General features: G+C 40.1%; 24 protein-coding genes. 12 read left to right on the plus strand and 12 right to left on the minus strand.

The genetic code is table 11. The features are described from left to right. Positions 1-29 precede the first annotated feature (29 nt). Positions 30-860, plus strand: coding sequence for a hypothetical protein (locus CVP05_RS08360; protein WP_243389224.1), 831 nt, complete (start codon positions 30-32; stop codon positions 858-860). Positions 861-936: 76 nt separating this feature from the next. On the opposite strand, the gene CVP05_RS08365 is transcribed toward CVP05_RS08360, so the two are convergent. Genes CVP05_RS08365 through mak form a run of 4 tightly spaced genes read right to left on the minus strand, consistent with a single transcriptional unit; the run spans position 937 to position 3,840 of the window. Further along, on the minus strand, positions 937-1,365 hold the full coding sequence (locus CVP05_RS08365; protein WP_100289123.1) for a carbohydrate kinase family protein: 429 nt from the start codon (positions 1,363-1,365) through the stop codon (positions 937-939). Then, positions 1,352-2,236 (minus strand): ketose 1,6-bisphosphate aldolase, encoded by an 885-nt coding sequence (locus CVP05_RS08370; protein ID WP_100289124.1) that lies wholly within the window; start codon positions 2,234-2,236, stop codon positions 1,352-1,354. Before CVP05_RS08370 ends, CVP05_RS08365 begins: the two co-directional genes overlap by 14 nt. Next, complete coding sequence (locus CVP05_RS08375) at positions 2,227-2,904, minus strand: D-lyxose/D-mannose family sugar isomerase (protein WP_100289125.1); 678 nt, start codon at positions 2,902-2,904, stop codon at positions 2,227-2,229. Before CVP05_RS08375 ends, CVP05_RS08370 begins: the two co-directional genes overlap by 10 nt. 12 nt (positions 2,905-2,916) lie before the next feature. Next, positions 2,917-3,840: a fructokinase gene (gene mak / locus CVP05_RS08380; RefSeq protein ID WP_100289126.1), complete on the minus strand. Its 924-nt coding sequence runs from the start codon at positions 3,838-3,840 to the stop codon at positions 2,917-2,919. Between the two features lie 107 nt (positions 3,841-3,947). Between mak and CVP05_RS08385 the strand changes: the two genes are divergently transcribed. Further along, entirely contained in the window at positions 3,948-4,664 is a 717-nt protein-coding gene (locus CVP05_RS08385) for a response regulator (protein WP_100289127.1), read from the plus strand. A 24-nt stretch (positions 4,665-4,688) separates the two neighbouring features. Here CVP05_RS08385 and CVP05_RS08390 read toward each other — a convergent pair whose 3' ends face one another. The 3 genes from CVP05_RS08390 to CVP05_RS08400 are packed head-to-tail and all read right to left on the minus strand — an operon-like array spanning position 4,689 to position 8,124. Further along, positions 4,689-5,624 (minus strand): ABC transporter substrate-binding protein, encoded by a 936-nt coding sequence (locus CVP05_RS08390; protein WP_100289272.1) that lies wholly within the window; start codon positions 5,622-5,624, stop codon positions 4,689-4,691. A gap of 11 nt (positions 5,625-5,635) precedes the next feature. Further along, a complete protein-coding gene (locus tag CVP05_RS08395; protein ID WP_100289128.1) occupies positions 5,636-6,613 on the minus strand; it encodes an ABC transporter permease subunit in 978 nt (325 codons plus the stop codon). Positions 6,614-6,630: 17 nt separating this feature from the next. Further along, a complete protein-coding gene (locus tag CVP05_RS08400) occupies positions 6,631-8,124 on the minus strand; it encodes a sugar ABC transporter ATP-binding protein (protein ID WP_100289129.1) in 1,494 nt (497 codons plus the stop codon). A gap of 152 nt (positions 8,125-8,276) precedes the next feature. Here CVP05_RS08400 and CVP05_RS08405 point away from each other — a divergent pair, with 152 nt between their 5' ends. Next, positions 8,277-10,463, plus strand: coding sequence for a hybrid sensor histidine kinase/response regulator (locus CVP05_RS08405; protein WP_100289130.1), 2,187 nt, complete (start codon positions 8,277-8,279; stop codon positions 10,461-10,463). A gap of 48 nt (positions 10,464-10,511) precedes the next feature. On the opposite strand, the gene CVP05_RS08410 is transcribed toward CVP05_RS08405, so the two are convergent. Further along, positions 10,512-11,687 (minus strand): XylR family transcriptional regulator, encoded by a 1,176-nt coding sequence (locus CVP05_RS08410; protein WP_423739130.1) that lies wholly within the window; start codon positions 11,685-11,687, stop codon positions 10,512-10,514. A 147-nt stretch (positions 11,688-11,834) separates the two neighbouring features. Between CVP05_RS08410 and CVP05_RS08415 the strand changes: the two genes are divergently transcribed. Both CVP05_RS08415 and CVP05_RS08420 read left to right on the plus strand, forming a co-directional pair. Then, positions 11,835-12,077 (plus strand): hypothetical protein, encoded by a 243-nt coding sequence (locus CVP05_RS08415; protein WP_100289131.1) that lies wholly within the window; start codon positions 11,835-11,837, stop codon positions 12,075-12,077. Further along, the gene (locus CVP05_RS08420) at positions 12,077-12,496 is read left to right on the plus strand and encodes a type II toxin-antitoxin system VapC family toxin (RefSeq protein WP_100289132.1); all 420 of its coding nucleotides are present in this window, start codon (positions 12,077-12,079) and stop codon (positions 12,494-12,496) included. The genes CVP05_RS08415 and CVP05_RS08420 overlap by 1 nt, the downstream gene beginning before the upstream one ends. Positions 12,497-12,564: 68 nt before the next feature. Here the strand turns inward: CVP05_RS08420 and CVP05_RS08425 are convergent, their stop codons facing one another. Genes CVP05_RS08425 through xylF form a run of 3 tightly spaced genes read right to left on the minus strand, consistent with a single transcriptional unit; the run spans position 12,565 to position 16,269 of the window. Further along, positions 12,565-13,692 carry a sugar ABC transporter permease gene (locus tag CVP05_RS08425; protein WP_100289133.1) on the minus strand — a complete coding sequence of 376 codons (1,128 nt, stop codon included), beginning with the start codon at positions 13,690-13,692 and terminating at the stop codon, positions 12,565-12,567. A 3-nt stretch (positions 13,693-13,695) separates the two neighbouring features. Further along, positions 13,696-15,210: a D-xylose ABC transporter ATP-binding protein gene (gene xylG / locus CVP05_RS08430; protein ID WP_100289134.1), complete on the minus strand. Its 1,515-nt coding sequence runs from the start codon at positions 15,208-15,210 to the stop codon at positions 13,696-13,698. A gap of 60 nt (positions 15,211-15,270) precedes the next feature. Next, entirely contained in the window at positions 15,271-16,269 is a 999-nt protein-coding gene (gene xylF / locus CVP05_RS08435; protein WP_100289274.1) for a D-xylose ABC transporter substrate-binding protein, read from the minus strand. Positions 16,270-16,516: 247 nt separating this feature from the next. Between xylF and xylA the strand changes: the two genes are divergently transcribed. Beyond that, a complete protein-coding gene (xylA, locus tag CVP05_RS08440; protein ID WP_100289135.1) occupies positions 16,517-17,836 on the plus strand; it encodes a xylose isomerase in 1,320 nt (439 codons plus the stop codon). Between the two features lie 81 nt (positions 17,837-17,917). Next, positions 17,918-19,363: a xylulokinase gene (gene xylB, locus CVP05_RS08445; RefSeq protein ID WP_100289136.1), complete on the plus strand. Its 1,446-nt coding sequence runs from the start codon at positions 17,918-17,920 to the stop codon at positions 19,361-19,363. 58 nt (positions 19,364-19,421) lie between these two features. On the opposite strand, the gene dusA is transcribed toward xylB, so the two are convergent. Further along, entirely contained in the window at positions 19,422-20,396 is a 975-nt protein-coding gene (gene dusA, locus CVP05_RS08450; protein WP_100289137.1) for a tRNA dihydrouridine(20/20a) synthase DusA, read from the minus strand. Between the two features lie 406 nt (positions 20,397-20,802). On the opposite strand from dusA, the gene rpsJ reads away from it, so the two are divergent. From rpsJ to rplB, 5 genes are read left to right on the plus strand one after another with little or no spacing between them, the layout of a single operon-like run. Continuing rightward, positions 20,803-21,114 (plus strand): 30S ribosomal protein S10, encoded by a 312-nt coding sequence (gene rpsJ / locus CVP05_RS08455; RefSeq protein WP_001181005.1) that lies wholly within the window; start codon positions 20,803-20,805, stop codon positions 21,112-21,114. Positions 21,115-21,129: 15 nt separating this feature from the next. Continuing rightward, positions 21,130-21,756 (plus strand): 50S ribosomal protein L3, encoded by a 627-nt coding sequence (gene rplC / locus CVP05_RS08460; RefSeq protein WP_100289138.1) that lies wholly within the window; start codon positions 21,130-21,132, stop codon positions 21,754-21,756. A 15-nt stretch (positions 21,757-21,771) separates the two neighbouring features. Beyond that, a complete protein-coding gene (gene rplD, locus CVP05_RS08465; protein WP_100289139.1) occupies positions 21,772-22,377 on the plus strand; it encodes a 50S ribosomal protein L4 in 606 nt (201 codons plus the stop codon). Next, positions 22,374-22,676: a 50S ribosomal protein L23 gene (gene rplW, locus CVP05_RS08470; protein ID WP_100289140.1), complete on the plus strand. Its 303-nt coding sequence runs from the start codon at positions 22,374-22,376 to the stop codon at positions 22,674-22,676. Before rplD ends, rplW begins: the two co-directional genes overlap by 4 nt. A 19-nt stretch (positions 22,677-22,695) precedes the next feature. Continuing rightward, positions 22,696-23,517 (plus strand): 50S ribosomal protein L2, encoded by an 822-nt coding sequence (gene rplB, locus CVP05_RS08475; RefSeq protein ID WP_100289141.1) that lies wholly within the window; start codon positions 22,696-22,698, stop codon positions 23,515-23,517.

Genomic DNA, 23,517 nt, shown 5'->3' on the forward strand with positions numbered 1-23,517 from the left:
CAAGCAAGCAAGCAAGCAAGGCGCGTACTATGTTTAAACAAGCTCCGCTGCCGTTTGTTGGACAAAAACGAATGTTTTTAAACCAGTTTAAACAGGTTTTAAACGAGAATATTCAAGGGGACGGCAAGGGCTGGACGATTATTGATGTATTCGGCGGTTCGGGGTTATTAAGCGAAACTGCAAAGCGCACAAAACCAGTGGCGGAAGTGATTTACAATGACTTTGATGGTTATAGCGAACGACTGAAACACATCGACGACATTAATAAACTACGCCAAGAGATCTTTCAAATTGTTGACGGTATTGTACCAAGAAATAAACGATTAGACAAGGCTTTGAAAGAGAAAATTATTAATAAAATCAAAGAATTTAATGGTTTTATTGACCTTGCAAGCCTTTCTTCTTGGTTGTTATTTTCAGGTAATCAAGTGGCAACTTTAGACGAATTATACAGTCATGATTTTTGGCATTGTGTCCGACAAAGTGATTACCCTGAAGCGGGGGGATATTTAGATGGTGTTACAATTATTCGAGAGTCATTTCATACCCTTATTCCTCGTTTTAAGGGCAAGGAAAAAGTGTTGTTAGTGCTTGATCCACCATACCTTTGCACAAGACAGGAAAGTTATAAGCAAGAGCGTTATTTTGATTTAATCGACTTTTTACGCCTAATCCATTTAACCGAACCACCTTACATCTTCTTCAGCTCAACAAAAAGTGAGTTTATTCGCTTTATTGATTATTTGATGGAGAGCAAGGCTGATAACTGGCAGGCGTTTGAAAATTATAAACGTATAGCGATTCAAGCCTCAGCCAGTCATAACGGCAAATATGAAGATAATTTGGTTTACAAGTTTTAGATAATTTAAAAGCTCTTTAAAGTAGATTTTAAAGGGCTTTTTTAACACTTTATTTTGCATAGAATTTTATTTTAATCTATGCAAAAAATCTTGTTAATTTATGCAAAAAAAACCGCTCGCTTACAAAATGTTGTGCGTCATATAATCCCATAGCACCAACATAATGGAAAAAAGTCCGATCACCGGTTTGGCGGTTAATCATGACGTCGGTGAAAGATGTGGGTAGATCGACAGTTACCACTTGACTGACATCAATGGCTTTGTTTTTAGCCTGCTTAAGAATCATTGCGCCTTCAGGGTCATCACCTACGGCACCACTTAAAAATAATGGTAAGTGGGGATCCAGTTTTGCCAGATTAAATAATATATTCGTGCAGCCGCCTCCACAATGTTTTTCAACATGGGTAATTGTTGTCAGCATGGATTCCTGAGGGTATTCAGAAACAACTAAGGTTCGATCAATCAGTAAGTTACCGATTGCTAAAATACCATTACGCTTTTCCATATAAATGCGCCTTATTGATACTATTAAAAATTCTCATTTGTTCGCAAACTGTTTGAGCAATAGCATTTTGCGTATTGGCCATCATCATCAAGTAGTAATTATATTTATTGTCTAAGTATTCCGCCTGAATATCTTGGGTTATTTGAGTTAAGGCTGCTTGTGACATACCAGTAAAAAAGTTAATTTTACAAATACCATGTTCAATAGTGGTGCGAAAATCGGTCTCGCTTAATCCTGAACCGCCATGTAATACCAATGGTACATTTACCAATTGATGTATTTGGCTTAAGCGCTCAAAATCAAGTTTAGGCGTGCCTTTATATTTGCCATGAGTATTGCCGATGGCTACAGCCAATGCATCGACACCCGTTTGGGTAACAAACTCTATGGCTTGACTAATATTGGTATAGAGGGATTCATCTGCTTGGCTTTCCAGTGCGCCTCCCTCATCACCTCCTACAGCCCCTAGTTCACCTTCCACCGAAATATTATAAGGGCGACAAAGTTCCACCACTTCGCGGGTTTTCTCAATATTTTCTTGATAAGGTAAATGGGAACCATCAAACATCACGGATGAAAAACCGCAATCAATGGCCCGTTTTACTGTAGCTAAGGTTAAACCATGATCAAGATTTAAACACACCGGCACATGATGATATGTTGCTTTTTTCTTAATGTATTCACTGGTTGCTTCTAAATCAATGTATTGTAAATGCACTTCTGCGACATTGATGATAACAGGAGACTGACTTTGTTCTGCCGCAGTAAATACAGCATCAATAAAATTCGAATCAATGGCATTAAATGCGCCAACTGCAAATTTGTGTTGATCGGCAACGGCTAACATATCTTTTAAATTTATTAACGACATAAAAACTCCTTATAATCACTACAAAGTAAATGTATGGGTTGGACATCTTCTTCAATATGAGAAAATCGCCCCAATGGTTCTAAAAAGCGATTATCTGTTAAATCATCATTGGCCATAGAAACCTCTCCGGCCAAGACCGCATCGTTCTCGGCCCAAAAGCTATGATATAGCAATGGATAAAGGCAAATACTTTGGCCCGGAGACAAACAAATTTTTTCTCCCGCTTTAATTGTGCGTTGTTCACCATCTATACTAATTTGCACCGGTTTTTCATAATCTAATAAATCCGTATCTTCATTGCGGTGATAAAGTTGCACAATTAAATTCCCCCCACCGCGATTAATAATATCCTCCATTTTTTTCCAGTGATAATGCATAGGTGTCACTTGTCCAGTATGAACAACCATAATTTTTTCAGCATAAGGTTTGTCATTATTTGGGGATTGATTTCTGAGGGTGAACAGGCTTAACCCGACATTGGCAAAATCCCCTAAATTAAAGTCAGTAATATCCCAACCTAGATGCGCTTGTTGAATTTCGTGTGAATTTGTCACATTATTTTGCCAGTCTGTTAAGTGGTAATAGGCAAAAGGTGGCAAACAAAAAGAATGTTGTTGCATGACCAATTTCGCTTTCTCTATAGCATGATTAATGTCAGAGCGTTTCATGTATACTCCTTATTATTTACCTGATTGATGGTCAAGTGGCCATAACCAAGCCGCACCACGCACGCCACTAGAATCACCATGTGCTGCTTTTTTGATTTCCGTATGGCATTCTTTACCAAAAATATATTCCGGTAGTAGTTTAGGGATTGAGGTATATAAGCGTTCAATATTGCAGATGCCACCGGCAAAAACCACAACGTCTGGATCTAATATATTCATATATGCGGCTAATGCTTTTGCTAAGCGTCGTTCATAGGCCTGTAAGGAAAGTTCGGCATTAAGATCGCCTTGTTCTGCTAATTGAACTATCTCATCGCCCTTTAACCGAATCCCTGCGCGACGTGCATAATCGTCACACAAGCCTGTTCCGGAAACGAATTGCTCCACACACCCATGCTTTCCACAATAACATTGATTTGCGTTAGCTATGGCTAACTCTTCTTCGTCTAACCAAGGCAAAGGATTATGTCCCCACTCTCCACCTAAGCCATTCGCACCATTAATCGGTTTGCCGTTAATCACAATTCCGGAGCCGGAACCTGTGCCTAAGATCAAGGCAAGTACAACAGCTTTGCCTGCTCCCGCGCCATCTGTTGCTTCGGAAACAGCCATGCAATTGGCATCATTGGCAACGCGCACTTCCCGTTGTAAAAGTGCGGTCAGATCTTGGTCTAATTTTTGCCCGTTTAACCACACTGAATTGGCATTTTTCACTTTACCGTTCAAGGGCGAAAGCGTACCGGGAATACCAATTCCAACGGTGCCGACTTGTCCTGTTGCGCATTCCGCCTCATCAACCAACATTTTAATGGCGGATAAGGTATCAGAGTACGACCCTCTTGGTGTGGGGACGCGCTTACGGAAAAGTGTTTCACCTGAATCTGACAGGGCAATCACTTCAATTTTGGTTCCACCTAAATCAATACCAATTCGCATAATTACTCCTAAAATTTGAATTGATTCACAAAATCAGGAATAGCACATACTATTCCAATATGAAATTCGTTATACTGGCCCCATTGTGATTTGATATGAGGTCATTTATGGCACATACCGCGATTCTCATTATTGACGATGATACTCAAATTTGTGAGCTACTCACCGATATATTTGATGAACATGGGTATCACACTTTTGTCGCACAAAATGCGACAGAAGCATTGTCTATACTGCAATCTAACTCAGATATTGCACTGATTTTATTAGATCTCATTTTGCCCGATATTAATGGTTTAGTATTGTTACAACAACTAAGGGCCATTAAGAATCTACCTATTATTATGCTTAGCGGATTAGATTCTGAGTCAGATATTGTGGTTGGCTTGGAAATGGGCGCAGATGATTATATCGCCAAGCCTTTTTATCCTCGTGTCGTGGTTGCAAGAGTTAAGGCTGCAATTCGACGTAGCCAACCACTACCATTTTCCACTGAATACCAGTCAACAGGATTTCTATTTAATAAATGGTTTTTAGATGTTGAAAACCATAAGTTATTTTCACCACAAAAGCATGAAGTCGTTTTAACTCAAGGTGAATATACGTTACTTTATGCACTGGTATTAAATGCCCAAAAAATGTTATCTAGACAAAAATTATTAGAATTAACACATAGCGAAAACTTTGAAATTTTTGACCGCACTATTGATGTGTTAATTATGCGTTTACGCAAAAAAATAGAACCTAATCCTAAAAATCCCACCTTTATTCAAACGGTTCGAGGTACCGGTTATTTGTTTAATTCTATGGTCGAAAAAATATAGGGCGTAAATACGCCCTAGTGTGATTTATTTCACCGTCCAACCTTTGTAATCTTTGATATTATTACGATCGATAAGTGTTACAGGAATTAAAACAGGTTCTTTTGGCGCATCTTTACCTTGTAAAATGTCATAGCCAATTTTCACTGCTTCAGAAGCCATCACTTGAGGATCTTGGGCTGGTGTACCCATAAATAAACTGTTTTCTTGTTTTAATGCATCTTCACCATCAGGCGAGCCATCTACTCCCATAATAAAGAACTCATTACGTTGAGCTTGTTTCGCCGCTAAGTCTGCACCAATAGCAGTGGGATCATTAATGGCAAAAACAGCATCAATTTTCGGGTGAGCAATCAATAATGACGTCATCACTTCCAAACCGCCCTCACGACTACCTTTTGCATTTTGGTTATGGGAGAGTAAATTAATTTCGTTATAGTTTGCGAGTATATCCATACAGCCTTTAACCCGATCTTGTACCGCAGAGACTGGTGGGCCGTTAATAATGATCACATTGCCTTTTTCATTAATTTTTTCTACAATTTTTTGACAAGCGATTTCACCCGCTTGGTAATTATTTGACGTGACAGTAGCGTCAGCACCATCGGCAGATACATCTACTGCAACAACAATAATACCCGCATCACGAGCACGTTGTACCGCAGGTCCAATCCCTTTCGAGTCCGCAGCATTTAAAATAATCATGTCTGTTTTTGCCGCAATAAAATTATCAATTTGTGCGACTTGTTGCCCTAAATCGTAACCGCTTGATACCGCAGTAACATTGACCTTATCTCCTGCCAGTTCTTTAGCTTTCAGTTCAGCACCCTTTGCAATTTGCACAAAGAATGGGTTAGCTAAATCGCCTACGGTAATCCCAATAGATTTCAGTTCTTTCGTTTGGGCGACAGAAGTCATGCCAATTGCCAGTATCATGGACATTGCTAATGTTTTTAATTTCATCATTGTTTCTCCTAAGCTGAATGATTGCGAGTACGATATTTATCAATAAGTACAGCTACAATAATTACCCCACCCTTGATAACGAGTTGCCAAAAATATGACACTCCCATTAAAGTCATACCGTTATTAAGCGTTGCGATGATAAGTGCGCCAATTAATGTGCCGGTAATTGTGCCGATACCGCCCACAAAGCTTGTCCCGCCTAAAATCACTGCGGCAATGGCATCTAATTCATACCCCATGCCCAAATTGCCATTGGCGCTATATAAACGTGAAGCACTCATCACTCCACCAAGACCGGATAACAAGCCACTTGTGGCATACACAAAAATCAATACTAAGGAAACTTTAATACCGGTTAATCGCGCTGCCTGAATATTGCCTCCGACGGCATAAATATGTGTGCCGAGTGTCGTCCGACGTAAAATAAACCAACAAATTGCAATGACAGAAAACGCAATAATCACGAGGTAAGGCACAGAACCTAAATACCCATTACCGATCCAAGAAAAGCTAATTTTTGAATTGATAACCGTTGTGCCATCTGCCACAAGATAAGCCACTCCACGTAGCGCAGTATATGTTCCAAGTGTCACAATAAATGGGGGTAAACCCGCGTAAGCCACTAAAATCCCGTTAAATATCCCCATGCCCAATCCCGCAATTAATGCGATTGGGACGGCGAAATCCGCTAACATAGGATTTAGAGAACTGACTAGAGCCATGACAGCGGTCACACCCAAAATAGATCCAACAGATAAATCAATCCCTCCGGTCAAAATAACAAAAGTCATGCCTGCGGCTAATACAATATTGATGGAGGCTTGCCGGGTAATATTCATCATATTGGCTTCCGTCATAAAATTGGGCGCAATGAATGAGAATACGACGACAATTAAAATCAAAATAGGTAAAATGCCCATTGCCTGCATAGCATCAGCAAATGCTATTTTTTTGAAACTCGGTTTAGTGCCTACGGTGTTACTCATTTTTATTTCCTCCAAACTTATTGTGCGCCACAAGCAAAGGCCATAATTTTTTCTTGAGTGATGTCCTGTTGTAATTCACTGACAATATGGCCTTCTCTCATCACATAAACGCGATCGCTCATGCCAATAATTTCAGGTAATTCACTGGATATCATGAGTATGGCAACCCCTTGTTTTGCCATTTCTATCATCATGCGGTATATCTCACTTTTTGCCCCGACATCTACCCCTCTTGTGGGTTCATCAAGAATGAATAATTTGGGCTGGATTTCAATCCAACGTGAAAGCAATACTTTTTGTTGATTACCTCCAGATAAACTGCTGACATTGACATTTGCGTTAGGTACACGCATTTTCAGGCCTTGAATCGCATTATCTGCGGCGGCTTTTGCTTTAGATTGATTTATCACCATAAAATTAGCATCGCGTTCTATGGTGGCCATCGTAATATTTTGCAAAATATTAAGATTCAGAAATAATCCTTCTTCTTTTCGGTTCTCGGGCAATAATGCGATTTTTTTGTCTATGGCATCTCTTGGTGATTTGAGCTTGATAGCTTGACCATTTAAATAAATCTTGCCTTGTGTTGGCTGAGAAACACCAAATAGTAAATGGGCTAATTCGGAACGTCCTGAACCAACAAGTCCGGATAAACCGATAATTTCGCCGGCTCGAATGGTCAGTGAGGCCGATTTCACTTTATTATTATCGGCAAGGTTTTCTATGCGTAACACTTCTTCGCCATATTCGACTTTTTCTTTATTGAATAAATCCGTAAGAGAGCGACCAACCATCATTTGAACTAAGGCGTTCGCGTTTAATTCATCGCGCTGCAATGACCCCACATAAAGTCCATCTCGTAACACGCTGACGCGATCGGCTAATTCATAAATTTCAGCCATGCGATGACTGATATAAATAATAGCCATACCTTCATCACGTAAACGTTTTATGATGTCAAATAAACGCTCTGTCTCACGGGTGGAGAGCGCAGCAGTGGGTTCATCCATGACTAAAATGCTGGTATTGCGATGTAAGGCTCGTGCAATTTCGACTTGTTGTTGTTCGGCAATGGTTAAAGAGGAGACTTTCTGAGATGCATTAAACTGTGCGCCTAAACGATCTAATGCCTTTTGAGCCTCGTCTTCCATTTGGGTTCGATTTAGACCGAATAGGGTTTTAATTTCTCGGCCAAGAAAGATATTTTCAGCAACAGTTAAATTGGGTGATAATTGAATTTCTTGGTAAATTAAGCTAATACCAACGTCAATGGCTGCTTTGGGAGAAGAAATGACATAAGGGTGTCCATCAATTTTAATTTCACCAGATGTGGCAGTATAAGCACCGGCTAGAATTTTCATTAATGTACTTTTCCCTGCGCCATTTTCTCCCATTAATGCATGAATTTCTCCCTTGTGAATGTCTAAACTCACATTTTTTAATGCATAGAAATCACCAAATTTTTTAGCAATCTCTTTCATTTCTAATAGGGGCAATGTTGCATGTGTCATTTTGAATTCACCTCAAAACTTGATCATGCGCTTATTAATAACACAGGAATATGAATGAAAAATTTCGTGTTTCATTCATAATTGTCATAATTTATGTGTTAAAGGCTTTTAAAATAATTCAATCTAGTGTGAAAATATTGCGGTATAACAAAATGAAAGCGCAGAAAAAATATTTAATTTCAAAATATTACAGTGTGAGATCTCGATTATTTACCTTTGTGATTACTGCGATTTTACTCGTGATTTTTATTAGTTTAACGGCGATTATTGGTTTAAATAGTACTTATAACTCTTTGTCAGATTTGCGAGATAGATCACTAAATCAAATGTTTTTTACGATGACTTTAGGGATTAAAACCGCTCAAATTTCAACCTATTCTACGCGTTTAACCCAAATTATTAATGCGTTGGAATATAAAGAAGAATCTCGCTTACTCACTGAACATGTCAATCAATTACACACCTTACTTTCCCAAGCTAAACAAACCGAGATGGGGAAAGATGAACAGTTTCGTAATATTATGTTAACCATTGACTCACTGGAAGAAAGTATCCAAGCTCTGTTACAGCAGTCTCACAAACGACATATTAGCCATACGGATATCTTAAGTGGATTAAATCAAAGTTTGCTTTATATTAGACATGTTAAACGATTGGGGCAAAAATCTAATATCTCTCGGGCATTTATCTTGCAGCTAGAAAAAATCGAAAAATTAATAGAACAATCGACCTTAGCCTCTTTTTCGCCAGAAATGTTTGTAAGCATTCAATCAGTTTTTTCTTTTCTACCTGCGGTGAGTCAGCAACCGGATATTTATGCGGAGTTTTTAAAACTGGAAAACAAATTTACTGAAATTATTCATGAGGCAAGAAAACTCGTAGAAGTTAATCTAAGAATTAAGTTTTTAACGTATAAAGTCGATGCTTTAGTCAAGAAAATTGATGGGGAATATACGGCCCTTGCAAAAAATAAAGTGGAAAATGTCAATATCGTCTCAAATGAAATCCAACAATATTTATCCCACAAAACAACGTCTATTTCTGTTTTTACATGCGCTGTGATTATCTTAATTATTATTTTAGGTACCTATATTTACACGCTCATAGGCAAACGGCTGTACTCAATTACGTCAGCCTTAAAAAAATTTTCAGAGGGTGATAAAACAGTTCAAATTCCACAACAATCGTCAAAGGACGAGATAGGTGATCTTGCCCGGGCATTTCATTCTTTCCAACATGATTTAGCCCATAGTCAGAAAATGCAAACGATGGGACAACTTGCGGGAGGCATTGCCCATGATTTTAATAATCTCCTTGCTGTCATTATTGGTAACTTGGATCTGATTGATCCGGCATCTTTGCAGGAAAGACAGCAGTTACGTTTAAATCGCGCATTAAAAGCAGCAGAAACCAGTGCAACACTGACTCAGCGTTTACTGGCTTATGCGAGAAAACAACCGTTGCGTCCTACTGGTATTGATCTCAACCAATTTATTTTAGAATTTAAAGATTTTATTAAGCACAGTATCCCGAGTACGATAAAAGTGCGGTTAGATTTAAGTGAGAATTTACCGCCTGCCTATATGGATCGCAATCAACTGGAGACCGCGTTAGTGAATCTTATTGTGAATGCGAAAGATGCCATGAATGATGTGGGGCAAATTATTATTCAATCTAAAAGATTATTGGTTCAGCGTACTCACCGGCAAGAAGATATGTTACAGCTTTCTATCATTGATGAAGGGTGTGGCATGGCTCAAGAAATTCAAAAACATGTCTTTGAACCCTTTTTTACCACCAAAGAAAACGGCAGAGGAAATGGGTTGGGTTTATCCATGGTGTATGGATTTATTCGTCAATCCAAAGGCAGAGTACTTATTGAATCCATATTAGGCAAAGGCACGACAATTCATTTACAGCTGCCGATTTTACGAGAAAGTGGTCAGACTAATGAAACAACGCTTATCACATCAGCGCAAGCAGTACATAAACCTTGCTCATTATTACTTGTCGAAGACCAAGCGACATTACGTGAAACCTTAGTAGAGCAGTTAAGTAGCGTGGGGTATAACGTCATCGACGTAAACTCTGGCGAACGTGCTATTGCGTTTTTAGAAAAATCGGGACGTCACATAGACTATCTTTTATCCGATATTGTTTTATCAAATAAAATGAGTGGTCTTGATGTTGCCCATTTTGCTAAACAACATTTTCCTAACATTAAAATATTATTAATGACTGGAAATCATACAAACAATTTAGCATCGCAGCCTTATCCGGTGTTAAACAAGCCATTTAAATTAGAGGTTTTAGCACAAACCTTAGGGAGTATTAAATAATACCTCATTGAAATAAAGTGCGGTCGTTTGGTAAAAAATTTTTTAAATCTACCGCACTCTACGTATATCTCGATATGCTTTCGGTGTTTTGTCGAATGCTTTTTTAAATACGGAATAAAAGTATTGTAATGAGGGATAACCACACACATCGGCAATCTCTTGAATGGGTAAATCCGTTTGTAATAACAAGTATTTGGCGCGGTTAATTTTTTCTTCGTGAATGACTTGGTGGATTGTTTTGTTCATTTCCCCTTTAAAACGCGCCTCTAAATTAGAGCGAGAGGTGCGTAAATGATCCAATACTTGTTCCACTTTAATCCCGTGACAAGCCCGATGGCGAATAAAGTGCATGGCCTGAATGACTAAGGGATCTCGGAGGGAGCGGTAGTCTGTTGAACTGCGCTCGATGACTTTAAGTGGCGGAATTAAAAGAGGTTTATTGCTTACCGGTTGATCGGATAACAGGCGATGGAGCCATTTGGCCGCTTGATAGCCGATCTCTTGGGTGCTTTGTGCGACGGAAGAAAGGGAAACACGGGATAAATATTGGATTAGCTCTTCGTTATCAATACCGATGACACAAAGCTGATCGGGAACCGCGATTTTTAAATCTTCACAAGCCTGTAATACATGCCTTGCTCGCGCATCAGTTACGGCAATAATGCCGGTATGTTTCGGCAAGGTTTTTAACCAATCACCAAGCTGGCGCTGGGAGTTAAGCCAATTTGTCGCATTGATTTGGCCGCAGGAATACACATAACCATGATATTCATCACGTTGCATTAAATCTAAAAAAGCAGATTGGCGTTCCTTAGACCAATGTTTTTCTTGTTCTGTTTCTAATCCGTAAAAGGCAAAATTGGAAATACCTTTATGTTTAAGATGAAGAAATGCGGCTTCCACTAAAGCATAATTATCGGTGGCAATATAAGGTAACTTGGGGTAAAAATCTGGGTTTTGATAAGAGCCGCCTACACCGATAATGGGCAATTGCAGATCCTTTAATAAAGTTGCTGTTTCTAAATCATCAAAATCAGCAATAATACCGTCAATGGAGAGGCTTTCAATGGTTTCCTTATGGTATACAAAATCATCTTCCACAAAAATATCCCAAGTGCATTGAGAGGCTTGTAAATACTGCCCGACACCTTCCACTACCCCTCGGTCATAAACCTTATTCGCATTGAAGAGTAGGGCAATGCGGTAGTTTTTTTGTTCCATCATCGGTAGACATTATCCTATTTAAACCAGACTTATCTAATTATAACAATAATTTAAGAGAAAAGTGCGGTGAGTTTTGAAAAAGTTTATTTGTTAACTTTTTTATCATGTAGTAACATGACTACATTGGGTGGAGGTAAGGAGGATAATATGATAGTCACTGCACGAGAATTTAATCAGCGTACTACGTATGCTCAAAGACAATCACAAGTGGAACCCGTATTTATTACCAATCGAGGTAATTTGGAATATGTATTGTTGAATTATCAAGAATATATGAATTTACTCGGTAAGAAGAAAACCTTGTTAGAGGCACTGACTTGTCCACAATGTGACGAAATTGAAGTCGATTTTAAACGGGCGGAAATAGTTGAACGGGAGATCGACTTTTAATGTATTTACTGGACACAAATATTATTTCCGAAGTGCGTAAAATCAGCCAAAACAAGGCAAATCAAGGTGTAATACAATGGGTAAGCAGTATTGAATTTGATCAATGTTATATCAGTGCCATCACTTTATTAGAGCTTGAACAAGGTATTTTGCGTGTTAAACATCGTGGGGATATTGCACAATATTTTCAATTACAACAATGGTTTGATCAATATGTTCTCCCTACATTTAAAGGACGAATTTTATCGATCGACGAGCATACAGTAAGGATTTGCGCTCAATTACATGTGCCGGACAAACGACCTTATAATGATGCGCTGATTGCCGCTTGTGCAATACAGCATAAACTTACTTTAGTGACACGTAATACAACAGATTTTATTGCATTAAATGTCCCTTTATTTGATCCGTTTCAATAAAAAGTGCGGTGGGTTTTTACAAAATTTTTTGTAAATCCACCGCACTTTCTGTTTGAGTGATTTAAGGCTTATGCTTTTTTCTTACTGATTGTATCCGCCCACACCGCTAATAATAAAATACCGCCTTTGACGATATATTGCCAGAATGTTGGCACATCCAGCATACTCATGCCGTTATCCAGTAAAGCGATGATAAATGCGCCGACAATCACACCATACACTGTGCCGATACCACCGGCTAAACTAGCTCCACCGATAACACAAGCGGCAATGGCATCGAGCTCGGCATTTTGTCCCGCAGAAGGCGCACCCGCCCCCAGCCGCGCACTGAGAATTAATCCTGCAATAGCCACCATCAAACCGTTCATAGCGAAAATAATCAGTTTGGTTTTTTCGACATTGATACCTGATAATCTTGCAGCTTCAATGTTGCCGCCGATAGCATAAATATGGCGACCGAAAGCCGTTTTACGTGCAATAAACATGCCGATAACCGCTAGGATACAGAGAATTAAAACTGGTGCAGGAATACCACGATAATCGTTAAGCAAATAAATTGCCCCTAATACGAGAATAGCGAAAATACCATATTTCACAGTTTCTTTACCTGCGGTAGGGACAATTAAATTCAACTTTTGACGCGCTTTGCGTTGATAGCTGCTCCAAGCCACAAAGCCACAGATCGCCATGATACCGATGATCATCCCTACGGTATCAGGCAAGTAACCTTGACCGATTAAGGTCATATCTTGGCTGATTGGTGAGACGGTTGTGCCATTGGTTAATCCGATAAGCACTCCTCGAAATGCCAATAATCCTGCCAATGTAACAATAAAAGACGGTACTTTTTGATAGGCGACCCACCAACCTGACCATGCGCCGAGGGCTAAACCTAATGCAAGGGTCACGATAATCGTCAGAGAGAGTGGCCAGTTCCACCAAACGTTTGATATGGCCGCAAAACCACCGAGCAACCCCATCAGAGAACCGACGGACAAATCAATTTCAGCAGAAATAATCACAAATACCATACCGATGGCCAAGATTCCCGTAATAGAGGTTTGGCGTAATAAATTGGAAATATTTCTTGCGCTTAAATAAGCCCCGTCGGTAGCAAATGAGAAAAACACCATAATTACTGCAATGGCAATAAACATAATATACACTTGCAAATTAATTGATTTTAATTTTGACATAAATTACTCCTTCAACGCCGCTTCCATCACTTGCTCTTGGGTTAGGTTGTTATTGATTAAATCTGCTTTGATTTTGCCTTGATGCATCACCAGTACTCGATCGCTAATGCCCAATACTTCCGGCAATTCCGATGAAATCACAATGATTGCCATACCTTCTTGAGCCAGTTGATTAATCAGTTTATATATTTCATATTTTGCCCCAACATCAATACCTCGTGTCGGTTCATCAAGAATCAATACCTGTGGTTCAAGTAGCAAGCATTTAGCTAAAATGGCTTTTTGTTGATTACCGCCGCTAAGTCGTCCAATTGCCAATTCAGGGGAGGATGTTTTCACTTTTAATTTAGCAATAGATTGATGAATAATGGTTTCTTCCAGCGGTTCATTAATGACTTGTTTGGAAAAACAATATTGTCGCAGGGAAGCAAGGGTAATATTTTTCCCTACTCCCATAATGGGAATAATGCCGTGTTTTTTGCGGTCTTCTGGCACCATCACAATTTTATTTTCAATGGCTTGAGCACAATTTTTGATTTTCACTGGATTGCCGTGCATAAAAATGTTGCCTGCCGATTTGCCTTGATATGAACCGAATAGACATTGTGCCAATTCCGTTCGACCGGAACCCACCAAGCCGGCAATGCCGAGAATTTCCCCTTGATGTAAACTGAAACTGGCATTATCCACCCGCTTAATATGGGTATTGACCGGATGCCATGCCGTAATATTTTCCGCACGCAAGACTTCGCCTTTGATTTCGTGCGGCTCGTGAGGATACAAGGAAGTAATTTCTCGCCCAACCATCATGGTGATAATATCGTCTTCACTCATACCTTCCGCACGACGTGTGCCGATATGTTCACCGTCACGAATCACACAGATTTTGTCGGAAATGGCTTTCACCTCATTCAGTTTGTGAGAAATATAAATACAAGCGATATTATGGGCTTTCAGATCTTTGATAAGATTGAGCAAAATGCCCGTTTCCTTCTCGGTAAGTGAGGCTGTGGGTTCATCTAAAATTAATAACCGAACTTGTTTACTTAAGGCTTTGGCTATCTCGACTAATTGCTGTTGCCCTAAACCCAATTCGCCCACAATGGTATGCGGGTCGACATCTAGTTGTACTTGCTTTAATAGCGTTTGACAGCGTAAATACATTTCATTGTCGTCGGTTATGACTGATTGAGTAATTTCATTACCGAGAAACATATTTTCCAGAACCGACATGGTTTTCACTAATGCCAATTCTTGATGGATAATCGCAATGCCTTTATCTTCCGTATCTTTAATATGATTGGCGGTGAGTTTTTCATTGGAAAAATAAATATCGCCGCTATAAGTGCCATAAGGATAAATACCACACAGCACTTTCATTAAGGTGGATTTACCTGAACCGTTTTCACCGCAAAGGGATAAAATTTCGCCGGCTTCCAATTCAATAGAAATTTTATTAAGTGCGGTCACTTCACCGAATTTTTTGGTGATATTTTCCATTTTTAATAGTTGAGCCATAACCGAACTCCTTGCTGTATTCTATCGTAGGAACGGGGCGTGCCTCGTCCCTACTGAATGTTATTGATAAACCGCTTCTTTGCTATGGAAACCGTCTTTAATAATGGTGTCATCAATATTGGCTTTATTCACCGCAATCGGACTTAATAAATAAGCCGGAACATCTTTCATACCGTTATTTAACACCGCATTTTGTTCTACTTTTTCATTTTTACCGAGTTCTACCGCAATTTCTGCGGCTTTGTCTGCAAGGGCTTTAATCGGTTTATATACCGTCATGGTTTGGCTACCGGCGACAATACGTTTAATCCCTGCTAAATCCGCATCCTGTCCTGAAATTGCCACTTTACCCGCAAGCCCCTGTGCGCTTAACGCTTGGATCGCACCGCCTGCGGTGGCATCATTAGAGGCGACGACGGCATCAATATTATTTTTATTGGCGGTTAAGGCATTTTCCATAATTTGTAAGGCTTTTTCTGCCAGCCATGAATCCACCCATTGATCGCCCACCACTTTAATTTTGCCGCTGTCAATTAACGGCTGTAACACTTTCATTTGACCTTTACGGAATAATTTCGCATTGTTATCCACAGGCGAACCGCCCATTAAGAAATAATTCCCTTCCGGTTTTACCGCGACAATGCTTTCCGCTTGTAATTCGCCCACTTTCTCATTATCGAAAGAGACATAAAAATCCAAATCCGCATTATTGATTAAACGGTCATAAGCCAATACTTTAATCCCTTCACGTTTGGCTTCGGCAATAACATTGCTCAATGCTTCGCCGTTAAACGGAATAATCACCAACACATCCACACCGCGATTAATCATATTTTCAATTTGTGATACTTGGGTTTGGTCATTACCGTTGGCGGATTGCACAAATACTTTCGCCCCTAAACTTTCCGCCTTGTTCACAAAAATATCGCGGTCTTTTTGCCAACGCTCCAAACGTAAATCATCAATGGACATACCAATAGTTAAATCTTTTGCCATAGCAGTGCCTGCACATAAACCGAATGCAACAGCCAACGACAATAACACCTTTTTCATTTTCATAATGACATCTCCTAAGAATTGAACTAACTTGGTTTCAGAGCAAATACAACTCACCCTGTCCATAGTTTTAACAGGAACAATAAAGCGTTCAATTGCTAAATTTTTTAATCCCATTACGTTTTTTCACTTTTGTGAGCTATGCCACAATAATGAATAATCGAAATGCAAAAACAAAATAACGTAATTGATAGATAGGGCGTTTTCGGAAATGATTAGCTTGAACTTAATTTCATGCGAGGTAATCACTATGACTCACTATTTTGACAAAATTGAGAAAATTAATTATGAAGGTGCGGATTCAACTAATCCGTTCGCTTATAAACATTATGATGCCAACCAAATTATTCTCGGTAAAACTATGGCAGAACATTTACGTTTAGCGGTGGCTTATTGGCATACGTTCTGCTGGAACGGTAACGATATGTTCGGTGTTGGCTCCCTTGATCGTAGCTGGCAAAAACAGGCTGATCCGCTTGCCGGAGCAAAACAAAAAGCAGATATTGCTTTTGAATTTCTGTCCAAATTAGGCGTGCCTTACTACTGCTTTCACGATGTGGATATTGCCCCAGAAGGTAACAATATCAAAGAATATATCAGCAATTTCAACACTATTGTGGATATTTTAGCGAAAAAACAAGCGGAAACTGGGGTAAAATTATTATGGGGTACGGCAAACTGCTTTACTAACCCACGTTATATGTCAGGCGCTTCTACCAATCCAAATCCAGAAGTGTTTGCTTGGGCTGCGACACAAGTTTTTCATGCCATGAACGCCACTCAACGTTTAGGCGGTGAAAACTATGTATTATGGGGCGGTCGCGAGGGTTATGAAACCTTACTCAATACCGATTTAAAACGGGAGCGTGAACAAATCGGTCGCTTTATGCAACTAGTGGTGGAACACAAACATAAAATCGGCTTCAAAGGTACATTATTAATCGAACCGAAACCGCAAGAACCAACTAAACACCAATATGACTACGATGTGGCAACCGTGTATGGTTTCTTAAAACAATTTGGTTTGGAAAAAGAAATCAAAGTCAACATTGAGGCAAATCACGCCACCCTTGCAGGACATACTTTCCAACACGAAATCGCCACTGCTTGTGCGTTGGATATTTTCGGTTCAATTGATGCTAACCGTGGCGATCCGCAATTAGGCTGGGATACCGACCAATTCCCGAACAGCGTGGAAGAAAATACATTAATTATGTATGAAATCTTAAAACACGGCGGTTTTACTACCGGTGGATTTAACTTTGATGCGAAAATCCGTCGTCAAAGTACTGATCCGTATGATTTATTCCATGCCCATATTGGGGCGATTGATGTGTTGGCATTGTCCTTGAAAAATGCAGCAAAAATGATGGAAAATGACCTATTGAAAAATATTGTTGAACAGCGTTATGCGGGTTGGGATCAAGGTATCGGTCAACAAATCCTGAACGGTCAGGCTTCATTGGAGAGTTTGGCAAAAACTGTTGAACAAGGTAATATCAACCCACAACCGGTTTCCGGTCAACAAGAATATCTGGAAAATTTGGTAAATTCTTATATTTATCGTTAAATTTAATTCTGTAAAGGCAACGTAGGGGGGTATGCAATACGTCCCTACGGTTGACGTTTTCGATAACATAAGGAAAATATTATGTACATCGGTATCGATCTCGGCACTTCCGGCGTCAAAGCGGTATTGCTTGATGAAGCACAAAATATCATCGCAACAAGTACGCATTCACTCCCTATATCCCGCCCACAACCCCTTTGGTCGGAACAAAATCCACAAGACTGGTGGAATGCCACCAACGCCGCTATGCTTGAGCTTGCAAGCAAGCATGATTTGAAAACCGTTAAAGCCATCGGTTTAACTGGGCAAATGCACGGTGCAACAATTTTAGATAAAAACGACCGCACTTTAGCGCCAGCAATTTTATGGAATGACGGGCGCAGTTTTGCGGAATGCACAGAACTGGAACAATCGGTTCCAAATTCTCGTGAGATTACCGGTAATCTCATGATGCCCGGTTTTACTGCACCGAAACTGAAATGGATAGCGAAAAACCAACCGCAATGCTTTAAAAACATAGCCAAAGTATTGTTACCAAAAGATTATTTGCGTCTGCTGATGACAGGGGAATACGCAACGGACATGTCCGATGCCGCAGGTACAATGTGGCTTGATGTGGCAAAACGGGATTGGAATGATGAATTGTTGAATGTTTGCGGATTAAGCCGTGAACATATGCCGACTTTATTTGAAGGCAATCAGATTACCGGTTATTTACTTCCTGAACTCACTGAAAAATGGGATATGAATGCGGTTCCTGTGGTGGCTGGCGGCGGTGATAATGCAGCTGGGGCTATCGGTATCGGTTTATATGAAAGTGGACAAGCCATGCTCTCGCTCGGCACTTCCGGCGTATATTTTGTGGTCAGCGATAAATTTACCGCTAACCCTGAAAAAGCCGTGCACAGTTTCTGTCATGCCTTGCCAAACCGTTGGCATTTAATGTCAGTCATGCTCAGTGCAGCCTCTGCAGTGGATTGGGCGAATAAAGCCCTAGGCATTAACGATATCGTGAGTTTATTTAATCAAGTGGAGCAAAGTGCGGTTAACTCTGATGCTATTTTCTTACCGTATTTATCAGGCGAACGCACCCCCCATAATGACCCTTATGCCAAAGGCGTATTTTGGGGGTTGAACCATAATGATAACCAAGCGACCATGGCAAAAGCGGTGGTGGAAGGGGTGAGTTTTGCGCTTGCTCAAGGCATTGATGTATTGCATGAAACCGGCGTGCAAGCCGGCAATATCACGCTTATCGGTGGCGGTGCGAAAAGCGCTTACTGGCGACAACTGCTTGCGGATGTCAGTGGCAGAACCTTTGAATATCGCACCGGTGGCGATGTAGGCCCGGCATTGGGTGCGGCGAAATTAGCACAAATTGCACTAAATCCAACCGCACTTTTAAGGGATATATGCAAACCGCTACCGCTAGAACAGGTGTATGAACCGAATCTTGCTCGTCATCAGCAATATCAAGAGAAACGGGCAAGGTTTGCCGAAATTTATGCGCGATTAAAAGGGATTTAACAGAACATGCGGTCAGATTAAATTGGCCGCATGCCTCTGTAATATCGGCCATAATAAATTAGGCTTCAACAAATGTTAAGGCTTGTTGAACCACTTCAATTCCTGCGCCAGGTTTGAATGCATTTTCACTTAAATAACGTCGCCATTGACGAGCGCCTTTACAACTTTGAAATGCGCCGATCATATGACGTACAATATGATTTAACTGCGTCCCTTGAGATAATTCTTTCTCAATATATGGATACATTTTTTCCACCGCTTCTCGACTGGATACAATAGGCGCATTTTCATCAAATAATGCTCGATCAATATGTCCCAGTAAACTCGGGTTTTGATAGGCCTCTCGTCCGATCATGACACCGTCCACATATTGCAGATGCTGTTGCATTTCTTCTATGGTTTTAATTCCGCCGTTAATGCTGATTTTGAGTTGCGGGAAGTCCTGTTTTAATTGATAAACCCGTTCATAATCCAGTGGTGGGATTTCACGGTTTTCTTTTGGACTTAAGCCTGACAACCAAGCCTTACGGGCATGAATGATAAATTCGTTACAGCCAGCTTGATGGGTTTTACCTACAAATTCGCATAAAAATTCATAACTATCTAAGTCATCAATACCAATTCGCGTTTTAATTGTGACAGGAAGTGCGGTGGTTTTTTGCATTTTTTTTACGCATTCTGCCACTAAGTCCGCCTTTGCCATTAGACAAGCACCGAACATACCGTTTTGCACGCGATCAGAAGGGCAGCCCACATTTAAATTGATTTCTTGATAACCATAACCCTCTGCTTTTTGCGCACAAAATGCCAATTGCTCAGGATCGCAACCGCCGAGCTGCAAAGCGACGGGATTTTCTTCCAGTGAAAAAGCAAGATGATCATACTTTGCGTGAATAATGGCACCTGTGGTGACCATTTCTGTATAAAGCAAAGCATAACGGCTGAATTGGCGATGAAAATAACGGCAATGGCGTGTTGTCCAATCAAGCATAGGCGCAACGGAAAATCGGGCGCGGTAATAAGGCGAATGCATAGTTTCCTCAATTTATGGATCTATTTGGTAGCTTGCGCTGTGATTAATGTTTACGGGGGATTATAGCGTTTTTAGCCATTGAAAGGTATCTGAAAGAAAAAGTGCGGTCAAAATTTTTGATTTTTATTGGTTTTTTTATATCAATAAATTTCAAAAAACTCATCATAAAAAGACTTGCAAAATATGATGAACTACCGTATAATTCGCCCACTTTTGCTATTCGTTACTGAATAGAAAGTCATTTGATGTAATCATTTATCAAATGGGCGTAGCGATATGTTGCGCTAACAATGTTTCCGATTTGGAGACTATAACAGGTTAACTGCACTTCCTTTTCTTTTTTGTTTGTAGGAAAAGTGATGGTGTCAGTTTTATTATTAGCTAAATTTATTGGAGCTCTGGTCTAATGCAGAACCAAAGAATCCGTATCCGCTTGAAAGCATTTGATCATCGTTTAATTGATCAGTCTACTGCGGAGATCGTAGAAACAGCTAAACGTACTGGTGCTCAAGTTCGTGGCCCAATTCCGTTACCAACTCGTAAAGAGCGTTTCACTGTGTTGATTTCTCCACACGTGAATAAAGATGCGCGTGATCAGTACGAAATTCGTACTCACAAACGTTTGGTTGATATTGTTGAGCCAACAGAAAAAACTGTTGATGCATTAATGCGTTTAGATTTAGCTGCCGGCGTTGACGTGCAGATTAGTCTAGGTTAATAGAGGTTTATTACAATGATTGGTTTAGTCGGTCGTAAAGTAGGTATGACTCGTATCTTCAATGAAGATGGCGTTTCTGTACCTGTTACAGTAATCGAAATTGAAGCCAACCGTGTTACTCAAGTTAAAACTGTTGAAACAGATGGCTATTCTGCAATTCAAGTTACCACTGGCACAAAAAAAGCAAGTCGTGTAACTAAGCCAGAAGCGGGTCATTTTGCGAAAGCAGGTGTTGAAGCTGGTCGCGGTTTATGGGAATTTCGTACTGAAGGTGAAGAATTCACTTTAGGTCAAGAAATTAATGTTGACATCTTTGCAGATGTTAAAAAAGTTGATGTTACTGGTACATCGAAAGGTAAAGGCTTCCAAGGTGGTGTTAAACGTTGGAATTTCCGTACTCAAGATGCAAGCCATGGTAACTCTTTATCACATCGCGTGTTGGGTTCTATTGGTCAAAACCAAACCCCAGGTCGTGTGTTTAAAGGTAAGAAAATGGCGGGTCACTTAGGTGCTGAACGTGTAACTGTTCAATCCCTTGAAGTGGTTCGTGTTGATGCTGAGCGTAAATTATTATTAGTAAAAGGCGCTGTTCCTGGTGCAACTAATGGTAATGTTATCGTTAAACCAGCAGTTAAAGCATAAGTCTAGGAGATAGAGATGGAATTAGTATTAAAAGATGCACAAGGTGCATTGACTGTTTCTGAAACTACCTTCGGACGTGAGTTTAACGAAGCGTTGGTTCACCAAGTTGTTGTTGCTTACGCAGCAGGTGCTCGCCAAGGTTCTCGTGCACAAAAAACTCGTGCTGAAGTGTCTGGTTCAGGTAAAAAACCTTGGCGTCAAAAAGGTACAGGTCGTGCTCGTTCAGGTGATATTAAGTCACCAATCTGGCGTTCTGGTGGTGTAACTTTTGCAGCAAAACCACAAGATCACAGCCAAAAAGTGAACAAAAAAATGTACCGTGGCGCAATTAAGAGCATTCTTTCTGAATTAGTTCGCCAAGACCGTTTGGTTGTGGTAGAAAAATTTGAAATTGATGCGCCAAAAACTAAAGTTTTAGTACAAAAATTAAAAGATATGGCGTTAACTGACGCGCTTATCATTACTGCAAATTTAGATGAAAATCTATTTTTAGCTGCGCGTAACCTTTACAAAGTCGATGTGCGTGATGTACAAGGCATCGATCCAGTAAGTTTAATTGCTTTTGATAAAGTAGTTATGACAGCAGATGCAGTGAAACAAATTGAGGAGATGTTAGCATGAGTCAAGAACGTTTGCTAAGAGTGCTTAAAGCACCACATGTCTCTGAAAAGGCAACAAATAACGCTGAGAAGTCTAACACTATCGTTTTCAAAGTTGCATTAGATGCAAACAAAGTTGAAATTGCGAATGCAGTTGAACAATTATTTGAAGTGAAAGTGGATTCTGTTCGTACTGTGGTAGTGAAAGGTAAAACAAAACGCCATGGTGCAAGAATGGGACGTCGCAGTGACTGGAAAAAAGCTTATGTAACCCTTCAAGAAGGTCAAGAATTAGACTTCCTTGATGGTGCGGCAGAGTAATTCGGAGGAGTAGAAGAAAATGGCTATCGTTAAATGTAAGCCGACCTCCGCTGGTCGTCGTCATGTTGTTAAAGTTGTTAACGCAGAATTACATAAGGGTAAACCTTATGCACCGTTATTAGATACTAAATCTAAAACGGGCGGTCGTAACAATAATGGTCGTATCACTACCCGTCATATTGGTGGTGGCCACAAACAACACTATCGTCTAATTGATTTTAAACGTAATAAATTAGATATTCCTGCGGTTGTTGAGCGTCTTGAATATGATCCAAATCGTTCTGCAAACATTGCTTTAGTGCTTTATAAAGATGGTGAACGTCGTTATATTTTAGCACCTAAAGGTTTGTCTGCTGGCGATCAAATCCAAGCAGGTGTTAACGCACCAATTAAAGTAGGTAATAGCTTACCTATGCGTAACATTCCTGTAGGTTCAACTGTACATAACGTTGAATTAAAACCTGGTAAAGGCGGTCAAATTGCCCGTTCTGCAGGTAGCTATGTACAAATCATTGCACGTGAAGGTAATTATGTAACTTTACGTCTACGTTCTGGTGAAATGCGTAAAGTATTAGCAGAATGTAATGCAACTATCGGTGAAGTTGGTAACTCTGAGCATATGTTACGTGTGCTTGGTAAAGCTGGTGCAAGCCGTTGGAGAGGTATTCGTCCAACTGTTCGTGGTACAGCAATGAACCCGGTAGATCACCCTCATGGTGGTGGTGAAGGTCGTAACTTTGGTAAACATCCTGTGACTCCATGGGGCGTTCAAACTAAAGGTAAGAAAACTCGCCATAACAAACGTACTGATAAATATATCGTACGCCGCCGTGGTAAATAA

Origin of the sequence: Conservatibacter flavescens, assembly GCF_002795425.1 — a bacterium.
In the GTDB taxonomy this organism is placed as follows: domain Bacteria; phylum Pseudomonadota; class Gammaproteobacteria; order Enterobacterales; family Pasteurellaceae; genus Conservatibacter; species Conservatibacter flavescens.

Excerpts from the sequence above, each read along its gene's own strand:
- CVP05_RS08360 (WP_243389224.1), top strand. The coding sequence starts at position 30 with ATGTTTAAACAAGCTCCGCTGCCGTTTGTTGGACAAAAACGAATGTTT.
- CVP05_RS08365 (WP_100289123.1), bottom strand. The coding sequence starts at position 1,365 with ATGGAAAAGCGTAATGGTATTTTAGCAATCGGTAACTTACTGATTGAT.
- CVP05_RS08370 (WP_100289124.1), bottom strand. The coding sequence starts at position 2,236 with ATGTCGTTAATAAATTTAAAAGATATGTTAGCCGTTGCCGATCAACAC.
- CVP05_RS08375 (WP_100289125.1), bottom strand. The coding sequence starts at position 2,904 with ATGAAACGCTCTGACATTAATCATGCTATAGAGAAAGCGAAATTGGTC.
- mak (WP_100289126.1), bottom strand. The coding sequence starts at position 3,840 with ATGCGAATTGGTATTGATTTAGGTGGAACCAAAATTGAAGTGATTGCC.
- CVP05_RS08385 (WP_100289127.1), top strand. The coding sequence starts at position 3,948 with ATGGCACATACCGCGATTCTCATTATTGACGATGATACTCAAATTTGT.
- CVP05_RS08390 (WP_100289272.1), bottom strand. The coding sequence starts at position 5,624 with ATGAAATTAAAAACATTAGCAATGTCCATGATACTGGCAATTGGCATG.
- CVP05_RS08395 (WP_100289128.1), bottom strand. The coding sequence starts at position 6,613 with ATGAGTAACACCGTAGGCACTAAACCGAGTTTCAAAAAAATAGCATTT.
- CVP05_RS08400 (WP_100289129.1), bottom strand. The coding sequence starts at position 8,124 with ATGACACATGCAACATTGCCCCTATTAGAAATGAAAGAGATTGCTAAA.
- CVP05_RS08405 (WP_100289130.1), top strand. The coding sequence starts at position 8,277 with ATGAAAGCGCAGAAAAAATATTTAATTTCAAAATATTACAGTGTGAGA.
- CVP05_RS08410 (WP_423739130.1), bottom strand. The coding sequence starts at position 11,687 with ATGATGGAACAAAAAAACTACCGCATTGCCCTACTCTTCAATGCGAAT.
- CVP05_RS08415 (WP_100289131.1), top strand. The coding sequence starts at position 11,835 with ATGATAGTCACTGCACGAGAATTTAATCAGCGTACTACGTATGCTCAA.
- CVP05_RS08420 (WP_100289132.1), top strand. The coding sequence starts at position 12,077 with ATGTATTTACTGGACACAAATATTATTTCCGAAGTGCGTAAAATCAGC.
- CVP05_RS08425 (WP_100289133.1), bottom strand. The coding sequence starts at position 13,692 with ATGTCAAAATTAAAATCAATTAATTTGCAAGTGTATATTATGTTTATT.
- xylG (WP_100289134.1), bottom strand. The coding sequence starts at position 15,210 with ATGGCTCAACTATTAAAAATGGAAAATATCACCAAAAAATTCGGTGAA.
- xylF (WP_100289274.1), bottom strand. The coding sequence starts at position 16,269 with ATGAAAATGAAAAAGGTGTTATTGTCGTTGGCTGTTGCATTCGGTTTA.
- xylA (WP_100289135.1), top strand. The coding sequence starts at position 16,517 with ATGACTCACTATTTTGACAAAATTGAGAAAATTAATTATGAAGGTGCG.
- xylB (WP_100289136.1), top strand. The coding sequence starts at position 17,918 with ATGTACATCGGTATCGATCTCGGCACTTCCGGCGTCAAAGCGGTATTG.
- dusA (WP_100289137.1), bottom strand. The coding sequence starts at position 20,396 with ATGCATTCGCCTTATTACCGCGCCCGATTTTCCGTTGCGCCTATGCTT.
- rpsJ (WP_001181005.1), top strand. The coding sequence starts at position 20,803 with ATGCAGAACCAAAGAATCCGTATCCGCTTGAAAGCATTTGATCATCGT.
- rplC (WP_100289138.1), top strand. The coding sequence starts at position 21,130 with ATGATTGGTTTAGTCGGTCGTAAAGTAGGTATGACTCGTATCTTCAAT.
- rplD (WP_100289139.1), top strand. The coding sequence starts at position 21,772 with ATGGAATTAGTATTAAAAGATGCACAAGGTGCATTGACTGTTTCTGAA.
- rplW (WP_100289140.1), top strand. The coding sequence starts at position 22,374 with ATGAGTCAAGAACGTTTGCTAAGAGTGCTTAAAGCACCACATGTCTCT.
- rplB (WP_100289141.1), top strand. The coding sequence starts at position 22,696 with ATGGCTATCGTTAAATGTAAGCCGACCTCCGCTGGTCGTCGTCATGTT.